At 66.9% G+C, this 24,576-nt stretch carries 28 protein-coding genes; 10 read left to right on the plus strand and 18 right to left on the minus strand.

The genetic code is table 11. The features are described from left to right. Window positions 1-52: 52 nt before the first annotated feature. Window positions 53-1,033, plus strand: a complete 981-nt coding sequence (locus tag ACFW6D_RS04600) for a peptidase (RefSeq protein ID WP_379324723.1) — start codon at window positions 53-55, stop codon at window positions 1,031-1,033. On the opposite strand, the gene mgtE is transcribed toward ACFW6D_RS04600, so the two are convergent. Continuing rightward, window positions 1,030-2,475 carry a magnesium transporter gene (gene mgtE / locus ACFW6D_RS04605; RefSeq protein WP_379324725.1) on the minus strand — a complete coding sequence of 482 codons (1,446 nt, stop codon included), beginning with the start codon at window positions 2,473-2,475 and terminating at the stop codon, window positions 1,030-1,032. The two genes, ACFW6D_RS04600 and mgtE, sit on opposite strands and share 4 nt — an antisense overlap. Window positions 2,476-2,832: 357 nt before the next feature. Continuing rightward, window positions 2,833-3,408, minus strand: coding sequence for a TetR/AcrR family transcriptional regulator (locus ACFW6D_RS04610; protein ID WP_379324727.1), 576 nt, complete (start codon window positions 3,406-3,408; stop codon window positions 2,833-2,835). 81 nt (window positions 3,409-3,489) lie between these two features. Between ACFW6D_RS04610 and ACFW6D_RS04615 the strand changes: the two genes are divergently transcribed. Beyond that, the gene (locus ACFW6D_RS04615; RefSeq protein ID WP_379324729.1) at window positions 3,490-4,176 is read left to right on the plus strand and encodes a DUF899 family protein; all 687 of its coding nucleotides are present in this window, start codon (window positions 3,490-3,492) and stop codon (window positions 4,174-4,176) included. Here the strand turns inward: ACFW6D_RS04615 and ACFW6D_RS04620 are convergent. After that, complete coding sequence (locus ACFW6D_RS04620; protein ID WP_379324731.1) at window positions 4,155-4,679, minus strand: hypothetical protein; 525 nt, start codon at window positions 4,677-4,679, stop codon at window positions 4,155-4,157. The two genes, ACFW6D_RS04615 and ACFW6D_RS04620, sit on opposite strands and share 22 nt — an antisense overlap. A 182-nt stretch (window positions 4,680-4,861) precedes the next feature. On the opposite strand from ACFW6D_RS04620, the gene ACFW6D_RS04625 reads away from it, so the two are divergent. Further along, complete coding sequence (locus tag ACFW6D_RS04625) at window positions 4,862-5,854, plus strand: LLM class F420-dependent oxidoreductase (protein ID WP_379324733.1); 993 nt, start codon at window positions 4,862-4,864, stop codon at window positions 5,852-5,854. Between the two features lie 15 nt (window positions 5,855-5,869). On the opposite strand, the gene ACFW6D_RS04630 is transcribed toward ACFW6D_RS04625, so the two are convergent. The 3 genes from ACFW6D_RS04630 to pnuC form a co-directional block, all read right to left on the minus strand. Further along, entirely contained in the window at window positions 5,870-6,358 is a 489-nt protein-coding gene (locus ACFW6D_RS04630) for a DUF3558 family protein (protein WP_379324735.1), read from the minus strand. Between the two features lie 165 nt (window positions 6,359-6,523). Next, complete coding sequence (locus tag ACFW6D_RS04635) at window positions 6,524-7,573, minus strand: AAA family ATPase (protein WP_379324737.1); 1,050 nt, start codon at window positions 7,571-7,573, stop codon at window positions 6,524-6,526. Continuing rightward, the gene (pnuC, locus tag ACFW6D_RS04640) at window positions 7,570-8,211 is read right to left on the minus strand and encodes a nicotinamide riboside transporter PnuC (RefSeq protein ID WP_379324739.1); all 642 of its coding nucleotides are present in this window, start codon (window positions 8,209-8,211) and stop codon (window positions 7,570-7,572) included. The genes ACFW6D_RS04635 and pnuC overlap by 4 nt, the downstream gene beginning before the upstream one ends. 147 nt (window positions 8,212-8,358) lie before the next feature. Here pnuC and ACFW6D_RS04645 point away from each other — a divergent pair, with 147 nt between their 5' ends. Continuing rightward, window positions 8,359-8,799, plus strand: coding sequence for an RDD family protein (locus tag ACFW6D_RS04645; RefSeq protein ID WP_379324741.1), 441 nt, complete (start codon window positions 8,359-8,361; stop codon window positions 8,797-8,799). 50 nt (window positions 8,800-8,849) lie between these two features. Here the strand turns inward: ACFW6D_RS04645 and nrdE are convergent, their stop codons facing one another. The 4 genes from nrdE to ACFW6D_RS04665 all read right to left on the minus strand — a co-directional run bounded on the left by nrdE (window position 8,850) and on the right by ACFW6D_RS04665 (window position 12,750). Then, the gene (gene nrdE / locus ACFW6D_RS04650) at window positions 8,850-10,955 is read right to left on the minus strand and encodes a class 1b ribonucleoside-diphosphate reductase subunit alpha (RefSeq protein ID WP_379325038.1); all 2,106 of its coding nucleotides are present in this window, start codon (window positions 10,953-10,955) and stop codon (window positions 8,850-8,852) included. A 35-nt stretch (window positions 10,956-10,990) separates the two neighbouring features. Further along, complete coding sequence (nrdI, locus tag ACFW6D_RS04655; protein ID WP_379233573.1) at window positions 10,991-11,464, minus strand: class Ib ribonucleoside-diphosphate reductase assembly flavoprotein NrdI; 474 nt, start codon at window positions 11,462-11,464, stop codon at window positions 10,991-10,993. 94 nt (window positions 11,465-11,558) lie between these two features. Next, window positions 11,559-11,792 (minus strand): glutaredoxin-like protein NrdH, encoded by a 234-nt coding sequence (gene nrdH, locus ACFW6D_RS04660; RefSeq protein WP_358063548.1) that lies wholly within the window; start codon window positions 11,790-11,792, stop codon window positions 11,559-11,561. Window positions 11,793-12,180: 388 nt separating this feature from the next. Further along, entirely contained in the window at window positions 12,181-12,750 is a 570-nt protein-coding gene (locus ACFW6D_RS04665; protein ID WP_379324743.1) for an NAD(P)H-dependent oxidoreductase, read from the minus strand. Between the two features lie 96 nt (window positions 12,751-12,846). Here ACFW6D_RS04665 and ACFW6D_RS04670 point away from each other — a divergent pair, with 96 nt between their 5' ends. Next, window positions 12,847-13,494 carry a TetR/AcrR family transcriptional regulator gene (locus ACFW6D_RS04670; protein ID WP_379325039.1) on the plus strand — a complete coding sequence of 216 codons (648 nt, stop codon included), beginning with the start codon at window positions 12,847-12,849 and terminating at the stop codon, window positions 13,492-13,494. Window positions 13,495-13,500: 6 nt separating this feature from the next. Beyond that, a complete protein-coding gene (gene nadE / locus ACFW6D_RS04675) occupies window positions 13,501-14,325 on the plus strand; it encodes an ammonia-dependent NAD(+) synthetase (RefSeq protein WP_379324745.1) in 825 nt (274 codons plus the stop codon). On the opposite strand, the gene ACFW6D_RS04680 is transcribed toward nadE, so the two are convergent. From ACFW6D_RS04680 to moaA, 4 genes are all read right to left on the minus strand, one after another. Beyond that, the gene (locus tag ACFW6D_RS04680) at window positions 14,322-14,594 is read right to left on the minus strand and encodes a hypothetical protein (RefSeq protein ID WP_379324747.1); all 273 of its coding nucleotides are present in this window, start codon (window positions 14,592-14,594) and stop codon (window positions 14,322-14,324) included. The two genes, nadE and ACFW6D_RS04680, sit on opposite strands and share 4 nt — an antisense overlap. Window positions 14,595-14,685: 91 nt before the next feature. Next, window positions 14,686-15,048, minus strand: coding sequence for an iron chaperone (locus ACFW6D_RS04685; RefSeq protein ID WP_379324749.1), 363 nt, complete (start codon window positions 15,046-15,048; stop codon window positions 14,686-14,688). 2 nt (window positions 15,049-15,050) lie between these two features. Then, window positions 15,051-15,293, minus strand: a complete 243-nt coding sequence (locus ACFW6D_RS04690) for a MoaD/ThiS family protein (protein ID WP_379324751.1) — start codon at window positions 15,291-15,293, stop codon at window positions 15,051-15,053. Further along, window positions 15,286-16,344, minus strand: coding sequence for a GTP 3',8-cyclase MoaA (gene moaA / locus ACFW6D_RS04695; protein ID WP_379324753.1), 1,059 nt, complete (start codon window positions 16,342-16,344; stop codon window positions 15,286-15,288). Before moaA ends, ACFW6D_RS04690 begins: the two co-directional genes overlap by 8 nt. 165 nt (window positions 16,345-16,509) lie before the next feature. On the opposite strand from moaA, the gene glp reads away from it, so the two are divergent. The 3 genes from glp to ACFW6D_RS04710 are packed head-to-tail and all read left to right on the plus strand — an operon-like array spanning window position 16,510 to window position 19,260. Further along, window positions 16,510-17,715, plus strand: coding sequence for a gephyrin-like molybdotransferase Glp (glp, locus tag ACFW6D_RS04700; RefSeq protein WP_379324755.1), 1,206 nt, complete (start codon window positions 16,510-16,512; stop codon window positions 17,713-17,715). Further along, window positions 17,712-18,836: a bifunctional molybdenum cofactor biosynthesis protein MoaC/MoaB gene (gene moaCB, locus ACFW6D_RS04705; RefSeq protein ID WP_379324757.1), complete on the plus strand. Its 1,125-nt coding sequence runs from the start codon at window positions 17,712-17,714 to the stop codon at window positions 18,834-18,836. The genes glp and moaCB overlap by 4 nt, the downstream gene beginning before the upstream one ends. Beyond that, on the plus strand, window positions 18,829-19,260 hold the full coding sequence (locus ACFW6D_RS04710; RefSeq protein ID WP_379324759.1) for a molybdenum cofactor biosynthesis protein MoaE: 432 nt from the start codon (window positions 18,829-18,831) through the stop codon (window positions 19,258-19,260). The genes moaCB and ACFW6D_RS04710 overlap by 8 nt, the downstream gene beginning before the upstream one ends. Here the strand turns inward: ACFW6D_RS04710 and ACFW6D_RS04715 are convergent. The 3 genes from ACFW6D_RS04715 to ACFW6D_RS04725 all read right to left on the minus strand — a co-directional run bounded on the left by ACFW6D_RS04715 (window position 19,257) and on the right by ACFW6D_RS04725 (window position 22,498). Further along, window positions 19,257-20,294: a CobW family GTP-binding protein gene (locus ACFW6D_RS04715; RefSeq protein WP_379324761.1), complete on the minus strand. Its 1,038-nt coding sequence runs from the start codon at window positions 20,292-20,294 to the stop codon at window positions 19,257-19,259. The genes ACFW6D_RS04710 and ACFW6D_RS04715 overlap by 4 nt on opposite strands. A gap of 118 nt (window positions 20,295-20,412) precedes the next feature. Continuing rightward, window positions 20,413-21,774 (minus strand): N-acetylmuramoyl-L-alanine amidase, encoded by a 1,362-nt coding sequence (locus ACFW6D_RS04720; protein ID WP_379324763.1) that lies wholly within the window; start codon window positions 21,772-21,774, stop codon window positions 20,413-20,415. A gap of 187 nt (window positions 21,775-21,961) precedes the next feature. Beyond that, complete coding sequence (locus ACFW6D_RS04725; RefSeq protein ID WP_379324765.1) at window positions 21,962-22,498, minus strand: sigma-70 family RNA polymerase sigma factor; 537 nt, start codon at window positions 22,496-22,498, stop codon at window positions 21,962-21,964. 229 nt (window positions 22,499-22,727) lie between these two features. Between ACFW6D_RS04725 and ACFW6D_RS04730 the strand changes: the two genes are divergently transcribed. After that, window positions 22,728-23,063, plus strand: coding sequence for a hypothetical protein (locus tag ACFW6D_RS04730; protein WP_379324767.1), 336 nt, complete (start codon window positions 22,728-22,730; stop codon window positions 23,061-23,063). Here ACFW6D_RS04730 and ACFW6D_RS04735 read toward each other — a convergent pair. Beyond that, the gene (locus ACFW6D_RS04735) at window positions 23,054-24,574 is read right to left on the minus strand and encodes a nitrilase-related carbon-nitrogen hydrolase (protein WP_379324769.1); all 1,521 of its coding nucleotides are present in this window, start codon (window positions 24,572-24,574) and stop codon (window positions 23,054-23,056) included. The genes ACFW6D_RS04730 and ACFW6D_RS04735 overlap by 10 nt on opposite strands. Between the last annotated feature and the right edge of the window lie 2 nt (window positions 24,575-24,576).

Genomic DNA, 24,576 nt, shown 5'->3' on the forward strand with positions numbered 1-24,576 from the left:
TCGGTGGTCGGGCGCGTGTCCGGGCCCGGATCTGCCGAGGACAGGGGTGCGGATGTATCGCAGGATGGCGCTGGCCGCTGCCGCGTTGCTCGTGTGCGCCGGATGCGGGGGCGACGACGCGGGCGACCCACCCGATTACGGGAAGTTGCCGCCACCGCCCGCACCGGTGATTCCCGCCCAGCCGCCGGAGTTCTGGTCGAAGGTCCCGCAGGATCAGCCACAGCGAGACGCGGTAGCCCAGGCCACCCGCCAGGTCGACGTGTGCGCGCTGCTGCCCCGCGAAACCCTCGCCACCCTCGGCGAGGTCAAGAGCGTGACGGTCGGCTTGGATTCGTGCCGGGCCGTTCTCGGCAGCGACAAAGCCGGGGAGGGCTCGACGCTGACCTGGCACGCGACCCTGTTGAGCGATGTCTCATCGGGCGGCAAGGGCTTCGTTCGACCGATCGGCGACGCGACCGTACGCACCATCCCCGACCGTGACACCGGCGAGCCCCGCGCCTGCGGTGCAACCGCGCAGTTTCCGTCGAGCGCCGCCTTCTACCTCGGCCTTTCCGCACCCGGCAAGAACCCCTGCACGGTCGCCGACGAGCTGATGCCCGGCATGCTCGACCGCTGGCGGCAGTCGCCTCCGCAGGGCACCTCCCCCGACACCGCGCCGACCGTGCTGCTCGGCGCCGACCCGTGCACGGTCCGCACGAAACTCCCCGACGCCGTCCCCGATCCCGAGCAACGCCTGACCCAGTGCCTGTTCAGCTACCGCGGCGAGAAGATCACCGTGAGCTATGAGTATCGGGTGCCCGAGTACCTCGCCGCCAACAGCACCGAAGACCACATCGACGGACGAACGGTGCACCGCTCGGTCTCGGTCTACGACAGCTCGATCCCGATCTACACCGCGGCCGTCGGCCCGGAACTGCCCGCCGAATCCACCGCGTTCGGCAGGCGCGTCCCGGTGGTGGAGGTGGTCGCCAAGACCGACGACGTCGCGAAAGACGTCATGGGCAAGGCGCTCACGCTCTTCCCGCAGCGCTAGATTCCCAGCACCAGCTTGGCCGTGGTGAAGTAGATGATCAGCCCGGTCGCATCGACGAGCGTGGTCACCATCGGCGCCGACACAACGGCGGGGTCGATGCGAAACTTCTTGGCCAGCAACGGCATCGTGCCGCCGATGGTCGCCGCCCAACCGCAGATGACCACCAGCGTGATGGCCACGACGATGGCGATCTTCGGCCCGACGAACACGGTGCCGATCAGCAAACCCGCGGCGGCCAGCATGCTGCCGAGCACCAGCCCCACGCGGCATTCACGCCAGATCACCTTGAACAGATCCGAGACCCGCACCTCGCCGACCGCCAGCGCACGCACACACGCCGTCGCCGCCTGCGCGCCCGCGTTGCCACCTGCCCCGATCAGCAGCGGGATGAACAGCGCGAGGCTCGCGGCCTGTTCGAGGGTGGAGGCGAACATGTCGGTGACACTCACGGTCAGCGTGGCCGCGAACAGCAGCAGCGTCAGCCACAGCGCCCGGTAGCGCGCCAGCTGGAACACCTTGGCGGCCATGTAGTGGCCCTCCCACGGTGCCGAACCGGCCTGCTTGGCGACGTCCTCGCTGTCGGCGGCCTCGAGCACTTCCATCGCGTCGTCGATGGTGAGCAGCCCGACCACCCGATCCTCGCTGTCGACGACCACCAGGTTGATGAGGTTGGTGGAACTCATCAGCCGGGCGGCCTTCTCCGCGGCATCGGTGGCGCGCACGAACGGCGGCTCGGTGACGACGAGTTCGGACACCATCGCGTCCGGGGAATGCAGCACCAGCTCACGCAGTTCGACTATGCCGGTGAGGCGGCGGCCGCGATCGACCACGGGCAGCGTGTAGACCGTTTCGGCGTTGCCGCCCTTGGCGCGCACACAACCCAGTGCTTGGGCGACGGTCAGATTGTCCGGCAGCGCAACGACTTCCGGCGTCATGTACATCCCGACCGAGCCCTCGGGGTAGCCGAGCAGCGTGGCCGTCATCCGGCGCTCGCGCGGGCTCAGCCCGGCCAGGACCTTCTTGGCGACCTTGGCGGGCGCTTCGTGCAGCATGCGGGCGCGGTCGTCGGGGTCCATCGCCTCGACGAGATCGCGAAAGCTCTTCTCGCGCAGGCCCTGCAGGATCTGCTGCTGGTCGACGGGCTCGAGCTCTTCGAACACGCTGAGCGCGCGCTCCTTGTCGAGCAGCCGGAACACGACGCCGGCCTGCACGGCATCCATGCGGGCCAGCGCGTCGGCGATCACGTGCGGCGGACGGTTGTCGAGCCAGTCGAGGCCGCCGCAGACCCGGTGGGTTTCGACGATGTCGCGCACCGATTCGGACAGGATCTCCAGCGCCTCGGTGACCGCGTGGTCTTCGACGGCCCGGCGCGGCGAAATCACCTCGGGCACAACGGTTTCGGTGGGTACGTGACGGATGGTGACGAGATCGACGTTCGACATGATCGAGTCCTCTGGCGTTACAGCGCACACCCCTGCGGCACAGCTACAGGATGGGCGAGAAGTGGAACGAGTGACGGTGGTTCACACCGCGGGGCGTCCACCGCCGAGGCCGGAACGCACCGACCGGACCGAACGGGTCAGGATGTGTGGTGCGAGAGCGAAGGGGCGACGCCGCGCGGCCTTCGACTGGGGGGTTCGTTGCGCATCGCAACCCCACCTCCTCGCAGTCGCCGCGGGTGATTACTCCGCGGATCGCTTGGCGTGCCCACCCGGGCGCACCCTTCCGCCCATGAGACTACATGCGAGGCCCACACGTTTCATCTCGACCTTGCGTACCACTGGTCACAGTGGCACCGGTCACACCGTCGACGGCAGTCCCGCGATGACAGTGTCGACGGCCTGTTCGGCGAGCGGCCACAGCTCGGCGCGGTCCAGGTGCCGCAGCGGCCCACGCAACGCCAGTTCCGCGAAGCCGTGCACGGTGGACCAGCAACTCCAGGTCGCGCCGGGCCGCGCCGCGGGGGCGAGGTCGCCGATGTGCACCATCATGTCGAGCGCGTCGGCGAGTGCGAGGTAGGCGGGCGAGTCGACGACCGACTCGGGCGAGGTGTCGCCCACACCGAAGAACGCGACCGCGAACCAGCCCGGTTCGGTCAGCGCGAAGCCGATATAGCCGAGGCCGACCGAGCGCAGGCTCGCCCGCGGCGCCGTCGGGCTGCGCACCATCGCCGCGGCCATCCTGGACTCGATCGCGGCCGAGACCGCCCGCAGCAGGGCTTGCCGGTCGGGAAAATGCCGGTAGGCGGCGTTGGGTGTGACGCCGACGCGGCGGGTGACTTCGCGGATCGTCAGCGCGTCGGGGCCGCCGGATCTGGTGAGTTCCAGACCCGCCTCGACCAGCGCCGCCGCGAGGTCACCATGGTGATAGGCCAACCCTTGAACTCCCTTTCGACGAAGTATACGGTGTGAACATAGCAAATGTGCACGCCGTACACATCGAAGGGTGGCTCAACCATGACCGCATTGCCCACCATCGTCGATCAGGACGCCTGGCAGGCCGAACTCGATCAGCTCCGGATTCGAGAGAAGGCCGCGACCCGCGAACTCGACGCCGTCGCCGCTCAGCGACGCCGTATGCCCGCCGTCCGGCTGCCCGACTACACACTGAAAGCCGAAGACGGCAGCGATGTTTCGCTCGCCGAGGTCTTCGACGACCACTCCCAGCTGATCACCTATCACCACATGTGGACGCCAGGGAACACCTGGCAGTGCCCCGGGTGCACCGGCCTCACCGCGCAGTACGCACGACTGGATTTTCTCGCCGACTACGACGCGCGATTCGTCATCGTGACGCAGGGGCCGATGGACGAGGTACTCGCCTACAAGAAGCGCGTCGGCAACACGATGACCTGGTATTCGACCGCCGACAGCCCCTTCGGCGCCGACATGGGCGCAGGCCCCGACGCCGGCTTCGCCGTGAACACCTTCCTGCGCGACGGCGACACCGTCTACCGCACCTGGCACACCGACGGCCGCGGCACCGAACAACTCGCCTACAGCTTCGGCCTCATCGACGCCCTCCCCTACGGCCGCCAAGAGGAATGGCAGGACAGCCCCGAAGGCTGGCCCCAATCCCCGACCTACAGCCGCTGGCCGAGCAGCAAGGACATCGCCGCCTCCTACGGCGACCCCACCGCCTGATCCAGATCCGCACCGACCACCCGCTCGACCGCAGACCAGTCGGGCGTGTGGGTCACCCAAGCCGGGACCTGCGCGGTCTGCGCGCCGAACAGATACAACCGGGGTACGAGGTCGCGTAAGTATCGGTGGACGTCGAGCCGGTCGTCGATCATGTGGGTGATGCGGAGGTCGGCGCAGTGGGGTGCCTTGTCGGCGCGAGTTCTGCAGAAGCGCAGGTGTTCTCGGGGGATGCCGGTGCGGGCGGCGAAGTCGTGGTGGTCGAGCCACTGCCTGGTTCGCTGCTCGATGCGCGGGCCACATTTCGAGATCACCCAGGCGTTGCCGTGCACCCTGTCGACCAGCCGGGCGAGCACTTCGAAGGCGTCGGGGCTGGGCGGTGTGCTCATCGCTTCGCCAAAGCCGCCGGACAGGAAAGCGGTGTCCGCGGCGCCCGGGGTGAGGGCGGCCCCCTGGATCACTCGGCCGAAGTCGACGCCGAGGTGGGGTGGGGAAATATTGTTCATACGAGAGCAAGCATGCCCCGGGTTTCCCCGCGTGCCAAGTGAATTTCGGTGCATAAGGGCCGGTCCAGGGTTCAGCGCGGGGCGCGTGGAATGGTTGCCTGGGCGCGTGGAAGTGGAACAGTGGAGTTCGACAGACGCGGCGGGTGGCGCCGCTCGGGTTCTATGACTCCAGGAGAAAACCTGTGCGCTTCGGCATCTTCGTTCCCCAGGGCTGGCGGCTGGATCTGGTCGGTATCGAACCGGCCGATCAGTGGTCGGTGATGCGCGAGCTGGCTCAGCGGTTCGACGCGGGCACCGAGTGGGAATCGATCTGGGTCTACGACCACTTCCACACCGTGCCGGTCCCCACCGACGAGGCGACGCACGAGGCGTGGACGCTGATGGCGGCGTTCGCGGCCACGACGTCCCGGGTGCGGCTGGGCCAGATGTGTACTGCCATGAGCTACCGCAACCCCGCCTACCTGGCCAAGGTGGCGGCCACCGTCGACCTCATCTCGGGCGGCCGGGTGGAGATGGGCATCGGCGGCGGCTGGTACGAACACGAGTGGCGCGCATACGGTTACGGCTTCCCGTCCGCCGGTGAGCGCCTCGGCCGCCTCGACGAAGGCGTGCAGATCTTCCGCCAGGCCTGGCAGACCGGCCGCACCACCCTGGACGGCAAGTACTACCAGGTCGACGACGCCATCGTGCACCCACGTCCGTTGCAGGAGAACGGAATTCCGATCTGGATCGCCGGTGGTGGCGAGAAGAAGACCCTGCGCATCGCGGCGAAGTACGCGAACTACACCAACTTCAGCGGCCAGCCCGAAGAGTTCACCCGCAAGTCCGACATCCTGCGCCAACACTGCACCGAGGTCGGCACCGATTTCGCCGCGATCACCCGCAGCTCCAACTTCAACGCCATCGTCGGCACCACCGAAACCGAAGTACAAGAACGCATTTCGACTGTCATCGAACGCTTCACCCCCTTCCTCGGCGCCGACGAAGCGAAAACCTATGTCCACGAGCAGTTCGCGACCAGCGCCGCCGCAGGCACCCCCGAACAGATCATCGAACGCCTCACGGAGCTGAAGAATCTCGGCCTCGGCTACTCCATCCTCAACTTCCCCGAAGCCGCCTACGACACCTCCGGCATCGAACTCTTCGAACGCGAGGTGATCCCAGCATTGGCATAACCCACAGCGGCAGGGCTATGCAGGGAAGGTCGGGACGATCGATTCGCCCATCTGACGCAGGGCGGTGCAGGGGTCGGTGGCCGGTTCGGTGGCGTTGTTCACCACGACCATGCGGATCACGCCTTGGTCGGCGGAGAACAGGACATCGCAGGAGTTGGGGGCAGCGGCGGCGGCCAGGCGGCGGCCCGCGCGGCCCGCGACGGTTTCGTCGGTGAAAGCTGTTGCGCCTGATTCCTTTTCGAACTCCTCGAGGGTTCTCGAGGTCGAGAACACCTTCAGGTGGACGGTGGCGCCGGTCCATTCACAGGTCTGCCAGCCCGCGGCGGGTGCACCCGCGGGAACCTTCGTCGCGGGGTCGGCACCGGCCTTCTGCAGTGCGTCCGCCGTAACCCCGGCGCACGGCTCGAACAACACTTTCGCTTCCGCGGACTCGTCACTCGAACATCCGACGAGCGCCGCCAGCGCCAATCCCCCGGCCGCTACCGCCATGAGCGCGCGCTTCATCTGCTCCCTCTCACCGTGCATCGCAAAACGCGGCCACGTTAACAAGGCGGGCAACCGGCCGGTGCCGTCGTTGGACAAGACTTGGGCCGATCACCACGAGCACCCCCCTCGGCTGTGACGAACACGCACCCGCTTGCCAGGTCAGCAGACTAGGTGCACGCTCGTTCACTTTGTCGCACGCTCCGGCAGCGGGTCCGCGATGGCCCAGCCCGCAGCCAGCAGCTCGTCGACGGCCGCGACTGCGGTAGCGAGGCGCTGGTCGTGCCGACCGGTCAGCATCGCGAACGGCCTTCCGGTGCGGGTGAGTTCCTCGCGGAACCGGCCGGTCATCCACGGTCGCAGATGCTCGCCGTCGCGCAGACCGTCGTCTTCGAACGGGACGCCGACATGGTCGGTGAGCAACCACAGGTGCTGGCGGCGCTCGGCGACGATGCCGGGATGGGCGTGGCCGAGATAGCGCTCGTGCCAGATGGTCGTGGCGAAAGCATCGGTATCGCAGACGAGCACCGGGCCGGTGTCGCGGGCAGCGCGATCCTCCGCCGCTTGCTGACGGGCGGCGATCAGCGGGAATTCCGGCGAGGTGAACTCGACGTCGGACCAATGCCCGTCCGGACCGAGCGCGGCCAGCTTTCGTTCGCTGTATTCGCGGCCGTATTCGGGGACGTAGCCCGCGCCGTAGTGCTGGGCGAGTGCCCTGGCGATGGTCGTCGTTCCGGTCGACTCCGCACCGAGTACCACCACTCGCTTGGTCATGGCGGCGCGGACCGGCGGCGACAGGAAATCCCAGTGCGCGAGGGGATTTCGGCGGATCGCGGTCGCCGAGATCGGATGACGGAGTCGCTGCGGGTCGACGCAGATCGAGTCGGCACCGAAGCGCCGACCCAGCTCCTCGCCGTAAGCCTCCGAGGTGAAGACCGCATCGACAGGATCAGGAACCGCAGCGAAGAACACGGCCATATGCGCATCCCAGATCGCAGGATCGGTGATGTCCATCGACACATCGTCGACAGCGCCGACAATGGAAATCGCGGGCTCCGAATGCATTTCGCGCATCCAGGCAACTCGGTCGGCCAGCGGGATCGACTCCACCGACGAGGCGCAGACCAGGACGGTCAACCGGTCACAGCGAGCGGCGGCGGTACGAACCAGATGGTGATGACCCATATGCGGCGGATAGAACTTGCCGAGAACCAGCCCGTGCCCGTATCGAGTCATGCCGCGACCACCACCCGCGCTTCGACCACATCCCGCCGCCAAGCAATCAATCCGCGCACGCACAGCGCAAGGAATCCGAGATACAACAACGCCGTCAGCAACAGCCCCTTGTGTATGTAGAGCGGGATGTAGACGAGGTCGGCCGCGATCCACAACCACCACGACTCCAGCCGTTTACGACACTGCCCATAGGTCGCCATCAGCGACAACGCTGTGGTCAGCGCGTCCCAGAACGGCACGGTGGACTCGGTGGCGGTGTCGAGCAGCACGGTGATCGCGGCGGTTCCGATCACGCCACCTATCGCGAGCGCCACCCATTCGAGCCGCGTCGTGCGACGGACGGGCAGCGGCTCGGTGCGCGAGGACCCGTGCGCCCACGTCCACCACCCGTACCCGGCCAGCGCGATGAACACCACCTGCAATCCCGCATCGGCGAAAAGCCCTGCCTGCGTGAACAACAGAATGAAGAACACATTGTTAGCGATGCCGATCGGCCAGTTGGCGATGTGCTGACGAGCGACCAACCACACGCACAACGCGCCACTGCCGAACCCGAGCACCTCGGTCCAACTCACCGCCGTCCCGAGCAGGGTGAACAACGGTTGTTGCAGTGCGGCAACCAGATCCAGCACGTTCATGTTCTCGCCTTCATTATTAGTCGAACCGACCATAACCTAGGACGGCGGCAACCACAAGGCCCCCCTCGAGGTCGCGAAGTGTCGCTGATCAGGTCGGCAAGGTCAGCAGCGGGTGCTTGTTAAGCGGCGTCGACCACGCTGAGCCACATGAGCAATGCAGCACCGCCTCGGCAAGCGGTGAGGAACCGTGGATACGACGCGCAACCCGGGTTCATCGCACCCGAGACGCGCAAAACCAGCCACCCGAACGACGAATTCCCGCTCACCGCACGCACTTCCAGCGGCGACGAGACCGGCGTGATCCCCGCATTCCTCATCGACATGACCCTGCACGCCGCAATCGGCGCCACCGCCTGGTACCTCGCGCCCGGCGCAACCGCCGTCCTGTACGGCATCCTCGCCTGGCTCGGCGCGTCCTTCCTGCACCGCACGGTCATCCAACGCCACACCCGAACCACCATCGGCAAGTGCCGATACGGCCTGCGCCTGCGCTACGCCGACGGCACCTACCCATCGACCTGGCAACTGGTCGTCCAGTGGTTCAGAGGCGGCTGGTCCTGCTTCAACCTCTTCGACAGTGCCCACTGACGCGAAAAGGGCGGTCTCCCGAGGAGACCGCCCTTAATCGTTAGCTCAGCTCACAACATGCAGCTGACGCAACCCTCCACCTCAGTCCCCTCGAGGGCCATCTGACGCAGGCGGATGTAGTAGAGCGTCTTGATGCCCTTGCGCCAGGCGTAGATCTGCGCCTTGTTGAGGTCGCGGGTGGTGGCGGTGTCCTTGAAGAACAGCGTCAGTGACAGGCCCTGGTCCACGTGCTGGGTGGCCGCGGCGTAGGTGTCGATGATCTTCTCGTAGCCGATTTCGTAAGCGTCGTCGTAGTACTCGAGATTGTCGTTGTCCAGGTAAGGGGCCGGGTAGTAGACGCGGCCGATCTTGCCTTCCTTGCGGATCTCGATCTTCGACGCCACCGGGTGGATCGAGCTGGTGGAGTGGTTGATGTAGGAGATCGAGCCGGTCGGCGGGACGGCCTGCAGGTTCTGGTTGTAGATGCCGTATTCCTGCACCGAGGCCTTGAGCAGGCGCCAGTCGTCCTGGGTGGGGATGCGCACGCCGGCGTCGGCGAACAGCTGAGTCACCTTGTCGGTCTTGGGAATCCAGGCCTGCTCGGTGTACTTGTCGAAGTACTCGCCGCTGGCGTACTTGGAGTCGGCGAAGCCACCGAAGGCGGTGCCGCGCTCCTTGGCGATCAGGTTCGAGGCCCGAATCGCGTGGTAGACAACGGTGTAGAAGTAGATGTTGGTGAAGTCCACACCTTCTTCGGAGCCGTAGTGGACCCGCTCACGCGCCAGGTAGCCGTGCAGGTTCATCTGGCCGAGGCCGATGGCGTGGGACTCGTTGTTGCCCTGCTCGATCGACGGCACCGAGAAGATGTGCGTCTGGTCCGAGACGGCGGTGAGAGCGCGGATCGAGGTCTCGATGGTCTGACCGAAGTCGGGCGAGTCCATCGCCTTGGCGATGTTGAGCGAACCCAGGTTGCACGAGATGTCCTTGCCCACCTTGGAATACGACAGATCGTCGTTGAATTCCGAGGGGGTGGAGACCTGCAGGATCTCCGAGCACAGGTTCGAGTGGGTGATCTTGCCCTTGATCGGGTTGGCCCGGTTCACCGTGTCCTCGAACATGATGTAGGGGTAGCCCGACTCGAACTGCAGCTCGGCGATCGTCTGGAAGAACTCGCGCGCCTTGATCTTGGACTTGCGGATGCGCTTGTCGTCGACCATCTCGTAGTACTTCTCGGTGACGTTCACATCGGCGAACGGCACACCGTAGATGCGCTCGACGTCATACGGCGAGAACAGGTACATGTCCTCGTTCTTCTTCGCCAGCTCGAAGGTGATGTCGGGGATCACCACACCCAGCGACAGCGTCTTGATGCGGATCTTCTCGTCCGCGTTCTCGCGCTTGGTGTCGAGGAAGCGGTAGATGTCGGGGTGGTGGGCGTGCAGGTACACCGCGCCCGCACCCTGACGCGCACCCAGCTGGTTCGCGTAGGAGAACGAGTCTTCCAGGAGCTTCATGATCGGGATGACACCCGAGCTCTGGTTCTCGATCTTCTTGATCGGGGCGCCGTGCTCACGAATGTTGCTGAGCAGCAGGGCGACACCGCCGCCGCGCTTGGACAGCTGCAGCGCAGAGTTGATGGAGCGCCCGATGGACTCCATGTTGTCCTCGATGCGCAGCAGGAAGCAGGACACGGGCTCGCCGCGCTGCTTCTTGCCGGAGTTGAGGAAGGTGGGGGTGGCGGGCTGGAAACGGCCGTCGATGATCTCGTCGACCAGGTTGTTCGCCAGCACCTCGTCACCGGCGGCCAGCGTCAGCGCGACCATGACGACACGGTCCTCGAACCGCTCCAGGTAACGCTTGCCGTCGAAGGTCTTGAGCGTGTACGAGGTGTAGTACTTGAACGCGCCGAGGAAGGTCGGGAACCGGAACTTCTTGGCGTAGGCCCGCTGGAACAGCGACTTGATGTACTCGCGGCTGTACTGGTCGAGGACTTCTACCTCGTAGTAGTTCTCCTTGACCAGGTAATCCAGCTTCTCGTCCAGGTTGTGGAAGAAGACGGTGTTCTGGTTCACGTGCTGCAGGAAGTACTGGTGCGCGGCCTCGCGATCCTTGTCGAACTGGATCTCGCCGTTGGGGCCGTACAGGTTCAGCATGGCGTTGAGGGCATGGAAGTCCATGACCTCGCCGGGCTCGCCGCGCACCGCCGACTGCTCTAAGCGTGCTGACTTGCCTGCCGGTGCTGTGGTTGCTGTTGCCAAAACAATCCCAATCCCTCTCGGACGCGCGCGACGTCCTCAGCGGTTCCCATGAGTTCGAAGCGATACAGATACGGCACCCCACATTTTTGCGAGATGATGTCTCCTGCAACGCAATAGGTATCGCCGAAGTTCGTGTTTCCGGCCGCGATCACCCCGCGCAGCAGTGCGCGGTTGTGTGGGTCGTTGAGGAACTTGGCGACTTGCCGTGGAACGAGGTCCTTGTCGGGACGTTCTCCGCCCATGACGTGCCGACCACCACCGTAGGTGGGGGTGATCAGCACGTAGGGTTCGTCGATCCGCGGCGATTCAGCGGTGGTGTGTAGTGGAAGTCGAGTTGCCGGGAGACCGAGCTTCTCGACGAAACGATGAGTGTTCTCCGAAGCGCTGGAGAAGTAGACCAGCCCGCCCGGAGTCGTCTGCTCGGGCATGGCGCCTCCTTACCGGCGAACCGGCGCGAATTACGCGTACCTCCGCCTGCGCTCCGGCCATGCGCATCTGAGGAACGCTTCGCGTCGGTGACTATTATGCAGCCGCGACGGCGAGCGCCTTGATGCGGTCGGGACGGAAGCCCGACCAGTGATCGTCACCCGCGACGACGATCGGCGCCTGCAGGTAACCCAGCGCCATCACGAAGTCACGCGCCTCGTCGTTTTCCGAGATGTCGATGACGTCGTAGTCCACGCCGACCTTGTCGAGCGCCTTGTAGGTGGCGTTGCACTGCACGCAAGCGGGCTTGGTGTACACGGTGATGGTCATGATGGAAGTCCCTCTCTCCTATGCCTGATCCACAGCCTGTGATCCGTATGCAATGCACGAACGGGTGATGCTGCGCAAACTCCTGGATCTGGCGAAGAAAGCCCTGCTCGCAACCCCTTCCCTTGGGCCCGATCAGTGGTGGCTCCACACCGTCTTCCAGTACGACAGACACTACACCTAGTGGCCGACAGATTGGAACAACACAAGGTGTTGCGAGTCGCACGGATGTAATTCCTACGCGGTAAGTCCCAGGACGGATGCCCGGCCAGCAGGGAGAACGGTGGTTCAGATCACAATTTCGTCTCCCGGCGAGTCTTCAGCAAACTTCGCAGACAGCGAAGGGGCGTCGCATCCGCGATGGATGCGACGCCCCGGCCGAACGCCCAGCTCACGCCGAGATCAGCGTGCCGTTCGCGGCGGTGACCAACTCGTGCACGGTCGCGCCGAGCTGGGTCAGCGCCTCGGCGTCCTGTGCCGGATGGGTCTGCCCGAAGCGCTCGCCGACGGTGGCGAACTGCGCGGTGGCCGACTCGACGACGATGCCGCCCGCCACGCCGACCGCCTTGACCGCGTCGCCGTGCGCCCACGCTGCCGCGTTCGGGCTGATCGACGCGCTCACCACGGCGACCGGCTTGCCCTTGATCGCGCCGGCACCGTACGGACGCGAGGCCCAGTCGATGGCGTTCTTCAGCACGGCGGGCAGGGTGCCGTTGTACTCGGGGGTTACCAGCAGCAGGGCATCGGCTTCGGCGACGGCGGCACGCAACGCCTCGGCCCGCGCGGGCACCACACCGGGCACATCCAGGTCTTCGTTGTAGAACGGAAGCTCGCCGAGGCCCTCGTAGATGGTGATGTCGACGCCGGCGGGCGCGGTCTGCGCGGCAGCCTCGGCCAGGCGGCGGTTGATCGAGCCCGCGCGCAGGCTTCCGACGAGAGTAAGGATGCGGGTCTCGCTCATGGCGACTCCTGGTGTACTCAGTGGGGTGATCCAAGTTCTATCCAGCATTAACCGGACTGCGGTCCGATTACTTCCCGTGGAGGGCGAGTGAGCGGCGTGAGCTACAGCACACCGAAGTCCGACGAGCCGCCGCTGCTGGGAATCGGGCGGCCGCTGCCCGGCAGCGCGGAGCCGGTCGAACGTGCCGACGCCGCCCGCAATCGCGCGCTGCTGCTCGACGCGGCGCAGCAGTTGGTGCGCGAACACGGTGTCGATGGGCTCACGATGGACGCGCTCGCCAAGCGCGCGGGGGTCGGCAAGGGGACTGTTTTCCGCCGATTCGGCAATCGCACCGGGCTGATGCTCGCTCTGCTCGATCACTCCGAGCAGAAGTTCCAGGCCGCGTTCATGTTCGGACCCGCGCCCCTGGGACCTGGGGCGAGTCCGATCGACCGGCTGATCGCGTTCGGACGGACCCGGCTGCTCGACATCGAGGTCGAAGGCGATCTGCACCGCGCCGCGGAGGCGGACGGGCGTTTCGGCGCCGGACCGTACGCCCTGCACAAGGCGCACGTCGTGCTGCTGCTGCGCGCGACCCGGATCGACGGCGAGATCCCGCTGATCGCCGACTCGCTGCTGTCCACGCTGTCGGCGGCCCTGGTGATCCATCAGGTCGAGGTGCTCGGCTACCCGCGCGAGCAGATCGGCGACAACTGGGAATGGCTCGTTCGCCGGGTCGTTTCGCCTGTCTCCCAAGTAGAGTGAGACGGCATGGGGACACTGCGTGAACAGATCATTGCCGAACTGGGTGTGCTGCCCGAGATCGAGCCGAAGCAGGAGGTCCGGCGGCGTGTCGACTTCCTGAAGGACTACCTGGCCACCACACCGGCCACGGGGTTCGCGCTCGGGATCAGTGGCGGGCAGGACAGCGCGCTGGCCGGGCGGCTGTGCCAGCTGGCCGTCGAGGAGCTGCGGGCCGACGGTGTCGAGGCGAAATTCCTCGCGGTGCGACTGCCCTACGGCGTGCAGGCCGACGAGCACGACGCGCAGATCGCGCTGAACTTCATCGACCCCGATCGCACGGTCGTGGTGAACATTCGGCCCAGCGCCGACGCGATCGGTATCGAGGTCGCGGGCGCGCTGGATCACGAGCGCCTGCGCGACTTCGTGCGCGGCAACATCAAGGCGCGCGAGCGGATGGTCGCGCAGTACGCCCTCGCGGGCCAGGAAAGCCTGCTGGTGGTCGGCACCGATCACGCGGCCGAAGCGGTCACCGGGTTCTTCACCAAGTTCGGCGACGGCGGTGTCGACCTGACGCCTCTCACCGGCCTCACCAAACGCCAGGGCGCGTCCCTGCTGCAGGAACTCGGCGCACCCTCGAGCATCTGGTCCAAGGTCCCCACCGCCGACCTCGAGGACGACCGCCCGGCGCTGGCCGACGAGGACGCCCTCGGCCTGCGCTACAGCGAAATCGACGATTACCTCGAAGGCAAGGACGTCACCGCCGAGGTGGCAACCCGCCTGGAAACGATCTTCACCAACACCCGCCACAAGCGCACCGTCCCGGTAACCCCCCTCGACACCTGGTGGCGCTAGGCCGACATCGCCTCGGTCAGTCCGACGACGAACCCGACCAGACAGGCCAGCAACGTCAGCCCGGTCAAGCAGCCGCCGACGAGGTTGCCGCGCTGTGTGCGCACCCGCTTGGCCTCGGCATCGAGACCGGCCTCCTTCGCCGAGGGCAAGAAGAACAACACGAGCGCCCCCAAGCACCCCGCAGCGAGAATCCACGCGAACGGGTTGAACCCGCGCTGATACGCGAGCACACCCATCACCACCATGACCACGACCGTCCCCAGCGACACCGCACACACACTTTCTCGAAACGCACGCCGGGCCCCCGGCACGTCGAGGAGCGTAGCGAGATCTACGATGCGGCGCGAATCCCGTTGAGGCTCAACAGATCACCGAGCCGTCACCGGATGCGGTGGCGCGCAACAGGTCTCGAACCAAGTCGTAGTCCGGTTCTTTGCGGAAGCGTAGGCAGCCTTTGCCCATGTCGTGGGCTGCGAGGCGTTCGGTGAAGGCTTCGCGGATGTCGGAGCGGAGCAGGTAGACGGAGATGTAGTGCTTCTGGCTGGCCACGGCGACTTCGGGGGTGCCGTCGCGTTCGTAGGTGGGCATGCCGTAGGCCATCACCTCGGTGAAGCCGGGCAGCTCCTGTAGGCACAGGTCACGCAATCTGGTGACGGCCTCGCGACGATCGTCCGGGAGTTCAGCGAGGTAGGTCGGCACGTCATGGGCCTCGCTCTGGACCATGATCAGCCGCCGGCGAAGGGCGGGAGGACGTCCACTCGGTCGCGGAGCATAGCTGAGGGGTCGCGGGTGAGTTCGTCGCCGATCAGGAAGGCGCAGACGCCGACGAGGCCGTCGATGTCGGAGCCGTAGGTGGCGGCGAGGGTGGCGCGCAGGTCGGCGACGGTGGCGCCGGCGGGGAGGTCGAGTGATTCGGTGTTCTTGCCGACCGCGTCGGCGATGGCGGCGAAATAGCGGACCTCAACCACCGATGGCTCCCATCGTGCGTTCCGGGGGGACGAAACCGGCGGCGTCGATACCGTGACCGGCCCATTTCTGCCACATCGCGCCGCGCCACAGTTCGGCGACCTCGTCGTCGTCGGCGCCGGCCCGCAAGGCGGTGCGCACGTCGAATTCCTGGTCGCTGAACAGGCACGAGCGCAGCATGCCGTCGGCGGTGAGCCGGGTGCGGTCGCAGCTGTCGCAGAACTTGCGGGTGACCGTGGCGATGATGCCGACGGTCGCCGGGCCGCCGTCGACCAGCCATTTCTCCGCCGGAGCCGACGGGTCGGCACGGGCGGTGGGTGTGAGGGTGAAACGTTCGCCGAGGACTTCGAGGAGGTCGGCGGCGGTCACCATGTGATCGCGGGCCCACTCGTGGTCGGCGTCGAGGGGCATTTCCTCGATGAATCGCAGTTCACATTCCTCGGCCAGGCACCAGGCGAGCAGGTCGGCCGCGCCCGCCAGGTTCTGGCGCATCAGCACGGCGTTGACCTTCACCGGCGCCATGCCCGCGTCGCGCGCGGCACGGATGCCGTTGAGAACCGATTCCAGGCGGTCGCGGCGGGTGAGGCGGGTGAAATCTTCCCGGTCGACGGTGTCGAGGGAGACATTGACCCTGGTCAGACCAGCCGCGGCGAGCTTGTGGATGCGGTGTTCCAGGCCGACCCCGTTGGTGGTCATGGCCAGCGGCGTGCCGGGCACCGCCTCGTGACAGCCCGCGATGATCTGTTCCAGCTCACGGCGCATCAGCGGTTCGCCGCCGGTGAACCGCACTTCCTTCACACCCAGCTCGCGCACTGCCAGCGACACCAGGCGCACGATCTCGTCGGCGGTGAGCAGTTCCTCGCGAGGGATCGGCGGCAGGCCTTCTTCGGGCATACAATAGGTGCAGCGTAGCGAGCATTTCTCGGTGATGGACACGCGCAGGTCGCGGGCGATCCGGCCGAAGCGGTCGACGAGGAACGGCGTCTCGGGCCTGCCGTCCAGGGACGGCCGCTCCGATCGCACAGCGGGGATCCCCATCTCGACCAGCGTCATCCTTACAGTATGACCCGTAGGGCCCGTCACATTCGGGGCGCCGGGCCGATTCGTCGCGAACTCGTCAGCTCACCGCGGGCAATCCGCCACCGTGAGCGGCGGTCGGCACCTTGCGCACCGGGCCACGCACCCGAGTTCGGTAACTGCGCCTATTAGGCTGGCAGCATGACTCCCCGGCCCGCCACCGCGTCGGCACGCAGCGTCGACGAGTACCGCGACACCGTCGCCGCGTTGCTGGCCCATCTCGCCGGCCGCTCTGACGAGCAGGTGCCGGTTCCCGATGCGCTCGGCCGCACCCTGTCGGCCGATGTGGTGTCGCCGATCGATCTGCCGGTGTTCCGCAATTCGGCGATGGACGGTTACGCCGTTCGGGCGGCCGATGTCGCCGTGACGCCCGTGACGCTGCCCGTCGTCGGTGTGGTCGCGGCAGGTAAGGCGGGCACCGACGCGTTGCCCGCGGGGTCGGCGTTGAAGGTGATGACCGGTGCGCCGATGCCGCCCGGCGCCGATTGTGTGGTGCCGGTCGAGGACGTGCAGGCGGGTGCCGATCGAATCGTGATCGAACGTGGCCGCGGCCGTGGTGAATTCGTGCGCGAGGCCGGTACCGATGTGCGAACCGGCGAACTGGTCGCGCGCGCCGGAACCGTCCTCGCGCCCCGGCACATCGCGGCCCTGGCCGCCGTCGGACTGCCGACGGTTCCGGTGCTGACTCGATTACGTGCCGTCTGCATCACGACCGGTGACGAGCTACAGCCCGCAGGCAGCACCCTCGCTCCGGGTCAGATCTACAACTCGAACGGTATTGCCCTGGCCGCCGCGTTGCGCGCCGATGGTGTGGACGTGGCCGACATCGCGCACAGCACCGATGACCCCGCGCTGTTCACCTCGGTGCTGCACGCCGCGACCGCCGTCGCCGACCTGGTCTTCACCTCCGGCGGTGTGTCCAAGGGCGATTTCGAGGTGGTCAAGGATGTGCTGGGGCCGCTCGGTGGCACCTTCGGATCGGTCGCGGTGCAACCCGGCGGGCCGCAGGGATACACCGTGGTCGACGAGGTGCCCGTGCTCAGTTTTCCGGGCAATCCGGTGAGCACGATGGTGTCCTATACCGTGTTCGCGCGTCCCGCCGTGCGCGCGCTGGCCGGGCTGCCGGAGGTGGCGAGCCGCGAGATGACGCTGCTGACGCCGGTGCGCTCCCCCGCCGGTCGTCGCCAATTCCTGCGCGGCCTGTCGACCGAGGACGGGGTGGAAGTGATCTCTGGTCCCGGCTCGCATCTGATCGCGGGGATGGCCTGGGCCGATGTGCTCGTCGACGTGCCTGCCGAGGTCACCTCGCTGGCCGCCGGTGCCCCTGTGCGAATCTTGTGGCTATGAGCGAGTTGTCCCACGTCGACCGTGAGGGTCGGGCGCGCATGGTCGATGTCAGCGCGAAAGCCGACACCACCCGGATCGCTGTCGCCGCAGGCGAATTGCAGACCACGGCCGAGGTGATCGCGCTGGTGCGGGCCGAGGGGATGCCGAAGGCCGATGTGTTGTCGACCGCACGGTTGGCCGGAATCGCCGGTGCGAAAAAGACTTCCGAGTTGATTCCGCTGTGTCATCAGCTGGCGTTGTCGTCGGTGAAGGTGGAGTTCGGGTTCACCGAGACCTCGATCACCGTCGAGGCGACCGCTAAGACCAAGGGCCCGACCGGGGTCGAGATGGAAGCGCTGACCGCTGTCGCTGTCGCAGGCCTCACTTTGCACGACATGGTGAAGGCGGTGGATCCCGCCGCGGTGATGAACGGGGTGCGGCTGGTCACCAAAGAGGGTGGCAAGCACGGGCATTGGGTGCGCCCCGAGGTTCGCGGCGACAATGTATCCGCACCGACTCCAGCCGACGCCGCATCCGCCGAAGTCGAATCCGCGCCGCCGGTGACCACCGCCGCCGCGGACGTTCGAGCCAACGGCAACGCGGGCGCGCTCGGCGTTGCCGGCGTTGCGACACTCGCCGAAGCTGAATCCGTTGGCACACAGGATATTTCACGAACGGCCGTCGTTGTGGTCGCGTCTACCGGCAGCGCCGCCGGAACCCGTACCGATACTACCGGCCCGGTCCTTGCCGATTGGCTTACCTCCCGAGGTTTTTCGGTGCGCGGCCCGCTGGTCTATGCCGATGCCGACATCGCCGCCGGGCTGACCGACGCATTGAGTGGGGCACCCGCGTTCATCGTCACCACCGGCGGGACCGGTGCCTCACCCACTGACGCGACGCCCGAGGCCACCCGTGCCGTGCTCGATCGCGAGCTGCCCGGTGTCGCCGATGCGATCCGGCAGCGTGGGACCGCGAAGTTCCCGCTCGCCGCGCTGAGTCGCGGCGTGGCCGGGCTGGCCGGACGGACCGTTGTCGTGAACCTGCCCGGTTCGCCCGGCGGCGTGAAGGACGGGATCGCGGTGCTGGAACCGCTACTGGATCATCTGCTCGCGCAAGTAGCCGGAGGCGGCAACCATGAGTGACTTCGGTGCGGTTCGGCTGGCAACGATCAGCGATCAGGACCTCGACCCCCTCGCCGTCGAAAAGGCTGTCGACGGACCGGAATTCGGCGCTGTCGTGGTGTTCACCGGCAAGGTGCGCAACCACGACGGCGGGCAGGCGGTGACGTCGCTGGAGTACTCCGCGCACCCCCAGGCCCAGCGCTTCCTGCACGCGATCTGCGCGGAGGTCGCACAGGCGAGCGGACTTCCGGTCGCGGCGACGCATCGGGTCGGGCCGCTCACGATCGGCGGGTTGGCGATCGTCGTGGCGGTGGCGGCGCCGCATCGGGCGGAGGCGTTCACGGTGTGTGCCGAGCTGGTCGACCGGATCAAGCACGAAGTGCCGATCTGGAAGCGGCAGTTGTTCGCCGACGGGCTGTCGGAGTGGGTCAACGCCTGCGGCTAGTCCGCACTCGGGGTGTAGCGCCAGACGCCGAGCATCGACTGCTCGTCCATGAGCGTGTCTGCCTCGAAGACGGTGTCGTGCAAGCGTTTCAGTGCGGCGTCGGCATCGAGCGCGGCACCGATCAGCACCAGGCTCGAGACGCGTTGTTCACCGCGGGCCCAGGTTCCGGGCGTGAAGACGATATGTCGGCCGACCAGGTGTAGTTCGAACTTGCGCCGCTCTCCCGCCACCGCGAAAGCCACACATCCCTTGGCGCGGAACAGGCCTGGCGGTGGGTCCTCCAGGAAGCTCACCAGCGCACGGGGATTCAGCGCTTGCTCGCTGGTGAACGACACGGACACATAATCGTCGTGGAGATGGTGGTGGTCGGGGTCGTCGTGATCGTGGTCGTCGAGCAGGGCGTCGAAGCTCAACTGCTGGGCCACTTTCGGCTGTTCCGGCCCGCGGTCGTCGAACAGCAGGCCGGGGTCGATGCGGCCATGGGTTGTCGCGTAGACCGGCACCTGCCCGACCGACTCGGTGATCTGTTCGCGTAGCGCGGTCAGCGCCTCGGGGGCTACTCGGTCTGCCTTGTTCACCAGCACCAGATCGGCCATCCGCAGATGTGTCACCAGCTCGGGATGCTGTGCACTGGTCGACGCGAACTGCTCGGCATCGACCACCTCGACCAATCCGCCGTAGGCGATGCGGGGGTTCGGGTTGGCGATCACCATGCGGATCAGGTTGCGGGGCTCGGCCAGGCCGCTGGCTTCCACGACGATCACGTCGACCGCGCTGCGGGGTTGGGCCAGTTGGCCGAACAGGTCGTCGAGTTCGGAGACGTCCACCGCGCAGCACACGCAGCCGTTGCCGAGCGACACCATCGCGTCGACCTGACCGGCCACCAGCATCGCGTCGATGTTCACCGCGCCGAAGTCGTTGACGACCACGCCGATCCGAGTGCCCCGGTTGTTGCGCAGCAGGTAGTTGAGCATGGTCGTCTTTCCCGAGCCGAGAAACCCAGCAACGATTACGACAGGAATCACCCGGCCCATGCTGCCACTTCGTCGCCGCACCGAAGTCGGCCGTCCCCGCGCCGAACGCAGGAATCGACGCCGCACAGCACACCGCCCACCCCCATAGCGGGAGTGGGCGGCGGGACGGGACCAACTGTCAGCTGGGGCCGAAAACCATGCCTGCCAGGGTGTAGACCAGGTTGATCAGCTGGCCGGGGATGGTCGACTCGTCCATGCCGAGGGCTTGGGCCAGGGGCATCAACAAGGTCATGACGGTGGTGATCGGTCCACCGAGCGTGCTCAGGTCGAGCTCGGATTCGTTCGAGGGCGACTCGGTCTTGGGGGTTGTGCCGCGTTTCTTGGGGGTGGTGGCAGGCGCCTCGGGTTCGGCCGTGCGAGCCGGGGCGCCGGGGGCCGCTGTACGGACCGGGGCTACCGGAACCGGATCCGCGATCGGGGCACGCGCGGGGACCTGCGCAGGCACCGGCGCGACGGGCGCGTTCGTGGCCGGTTCCTCGGAGGGCGGCGTGTCATCGCTGGACCCGCTCGGAAGCCGCGGCGGGGCGGTCGTCGCAGCACCTCCGTTCGGGCTCACAGTCGGGCCCGGTTCGCTCGACGACGTCGGCGCGAGGGTCTCGGTGGATTCGGCGGCGGGTGCGCGCTTCGGTGTCTGGGTCGTGGTCGCGACCGGCACTCGGGCGGGTAGTGGCGCGGCGGCGAAGGCGGGAATCGGCTTGTTGAGCAGGAATCCGACGACACCCGTCGTGATGGCGACCGCGTGTTCGAGCTGACCTTCGCGCGATTCCAGGCGGGCGGCATCGTCGACATTGGCGCCGTTGCCCATCTCCACGAACACCATCGGCACCTGCGTCAGTGCCGGGCCTGCCACGTCCTCACGGGTCTGCAGGCCCGCTTTGACGCCCGCGTAGTTCGCGGGCGAGAAGCCTGCGGCCAGGTAGGCGTCGCGGACCGCGCTCGACGCCAGGCGTCCACCACCGGACTGCGCCTTGTCGGCGATCGCGTCGGGGATCGGCAGCTGCGGCACGATCATGTGGAATCCGTGCTGGTCGGGGCCTGCGCTGTCGGCGTGAATGCTCACCGCCACGTCGGCGCCGGACTGGTTGGCGGCGCGGGCGCGATCGTCGACGCAGCCGCCCCAGCCGGTGTCGTCGGCGCGGCTCAGCACCACCTCGGCACCCAGTGCCTGCAGGGATGCTCGCACGAGCTGGGCGACGTCCCAGTTGATCGTGTGTTCGGGGATCCCGTTGAGCGAGGTCATCCCGGTGGTCTGGCAGTCCTTGGTGCCGCCGCGGCCATTGTCGACCTGGCGGCCCAGGTCCTCCGAGTGCGCGGTCCCCTGGTGGCCGGGGTCGAGGAAGATCGTCTTACCGGCCAGCTGCTCACTGGTCGCTGGTTCCGGGGCGGCGTGGGCGGTCACGGGGACCAAACCCGACAGCGACACCACCACCGCGGCGGAGACGGTAGAGCAGATTCCGGCCTTGATGATGTTTGGTTGCATGTTCGGTCGGTGCTCCGGGGACGGAGCACCCCTCCCTTCCCATTGGTAACACCTGGTAACACCAAACCCAGTGGTTCACTCTTGCAACGTTGGCAACCACAGGGCAAGCACAGTTACCGAAATGTAACCGGATGGAAGCATCAAAAGACGCTGGTCGGATGCCCAGACCAGCGATCAGCGGTCGACGTCAGGCAACTTCTGGCAATTGCCGCAGCGATCGCAACGCGTAGTGGACCCGGGTCTTCACCGTCCCGATCGGCACACCGAAATCCGCGGCGACTTCGCGGTATCCGCGGTCGTGCAGGATCACCTCGGTCACCGCCGCGCGCTGCGGTTCCGGGAGCCGGGCCAGCAACTGGTCGACGAGCAGTCCGTCGACCAGTCCGTCGGCGAAATCCGAACTGCCACAGACGGATACCTCGGTGATGTCGTCCCATCCCACATCACCCGGTCGCACCGCGCGGGCCCGCACGATGTCGATGATGACATTGCGTTCGATCGCCAGCAGCCACGTGCGCACACTGCCCTTGCGGCTGTCGAAGTCGTGACACGAACGCCAGCCGCGCAGGAGGGTCTCCTGTACCGCGTGCTCGGCCAGGCCCGCATCGCCGAGACTGCGCATCGCCCGCCAGTGCAGCAGCCCGCGATCGGTGGCCAGCACCTCGGCGAGCCCGTCCCTGGTGCACAGGCGCGCGCAGTGCGCTCCGCAGGAGTTGTCCGTCATATGGGGGTATCGCGGTGGACCGCGGCGATGACAACGTCGGTGTTAAGTGACTCTTAGGGATCCTGCTGGGCCCGCGCGCGACACTTTTCTCGCGAGCCCGGCCGGGCCTGCTCCAGGAGGGGGGAGCAGGGACGCCGGGCTCGTTCCTTTTCCGGGGCCGCCCATTTTCCGGCAAAACCCGGCACCATCGCACCCAGGGCGACGAGAATCGCCGCGAGGAGCGAACAACGTGGACATCCATGCATATCCGACCGACGCGCAGACGCCGGTCGACCGGGCCGAGGCCACGCGAGTGGCGGCCGAACATCTTCCGGCCGATCAGCCGGGGCACGACCGGCAGATCATCGAATTCGCCGATGGTTTCACCGTCTTCGCGGTGCAGCCGTTGCACGCGCCACCGGATCGGCCGATCCCGATCGGCGGCTCGGTGTACGTCATCGACAAGGCGACCGGGGCCGTATCGTTCTGGCCGACCTATCCGCCCGGCGTGATCGCCGTGCATTACGCGCTGGTCCTGGCCGCGGACCAGTTGGTCGTTGCCGATGACTGGCCTGATCAGGAGTGATCGAGTAATTCACGAGGTCTCCTCGGTGAATCGGTTGGACGACGCAGCGTGGCGAGTCCGCAGGCCGCGGTCAGTGCGATAGACAGTGCGCCGAACCAGTCGCCCCAGCGGGCGTAGGGCGTGTGGCCGTCAGCGGTGCCGATGTCGGCCAGTGCCGTGTGGGTTTCGGTGATGTCGGTGCGGACCGACGCTCGAACGGTGCCCCGGGCGTCGATGGCGGTCAATTCGCCGAGTTGGGCGGGGCGGGCGATAGCGATGCCCGATTCAGCGGCCCGTACTGCCGCCATTCGACTGTGTAACCAGTGGTCGACGCTGAAATCCAGTGCGGGAGCCAGAAGTAGCGTCGCGCCGTCGGTGCGGTTCTGTCGGACCAGAGCCGGTCGGTCGAGGTCGGCGCAGATCGCGAGTGCCCAGGAGCGGCCGGTGATCTGGACGGCGGCCGAGCCGCGTAGTAATCCGGATTCGAGTCCGGGGACGAGATACCGCTTGGCATAGATGGTTTCGCCCGGATAGGCGATGGCGGCGTTGACCGTGCCATCGGGTTGCTCGAGTTCCAGGCCTATGACCACGTGGACGCCGCGGCGCAGGGCGACGGCGGTGAGCGGGTCGCGTAACAGGAAGAGTTCGGATCGGCGCGCATGCCAGGCCTTCTCCGAGAACACGATGACTTGCGCGCCTTGATCTGCGAGCTGGTTGATGGCGGTGATCGCGTCGGCGACCATGCGCGCACCGTCGGGCGACGCGATGGGGACATACATCGGCGGCTGTGCGAGCGCGACCAGTCCGACCCGCGCCACCGGACCGTCGCTCGCCGCGGCGGAGCACCACTGGCCCGCCCCGATCGTGGCGATCAGCACGAGGGCCGCCATGCCCGCCACCGCCGACCTCGATGACCAGGATCTATCCGATGCGCGCGGGCGGTGCGCGATCACTACGGCCACTGCGGCGGGCACCCCCAGCACGAGAAAACTGATGCCCCATACCCCGGTCACCGAAGCGATGCGCATGATCGGCTCCACCCCGGCCTGTGAGTATCCGATACTCCACCACGCGCCGATCCCGCCGACCAGTCCGAACAGGAATTCCGCGGCTGTCCACGCGGCGGGTAGGGCGAGCGCTGCCCACCCGAACCTGTCCCTGATCAACAGTTTCCGGAAGAGCGACACGCAAGCCCCGAACGTGAGTGCGCTGCCGACCAGCAGGGCGACGGCCGTCACCGCCGGTTGTTCCAAAGTCTTGGTGAGGTAGGACCAGTATCCGACGTTGCCGCCGAGCCAGGACAGCGCCGCCGCCGCGAATACCGCCGAAGCCGGGTGGCGTGGGGCCAGCCACAGAACCGGGAGTGGTGCGAGCAGGGCGATGCCGGGAATCGGATGCAAGCCGGTGCCGATACTCCACAGCATCGCCGAACTCACGGTGGCGGCCAACCACACTGCTGTCAGCCGTCCGGTTGCTCGCCGACCGACTCGCTCGGAGAACCCCTTGCGCACAGTCTTTTCAGTAGAAGTCACCC

The sequence above is a fragment of the Nocardia sp. NPDC058705 genome, from assembly GCF_042749305.1.
Classification (GTDB): domain Bacteria; phylum Actinomycetota; class Actinomycetes; order Mycobacteriales; family Mycobacteriaceae; genus Nocardia.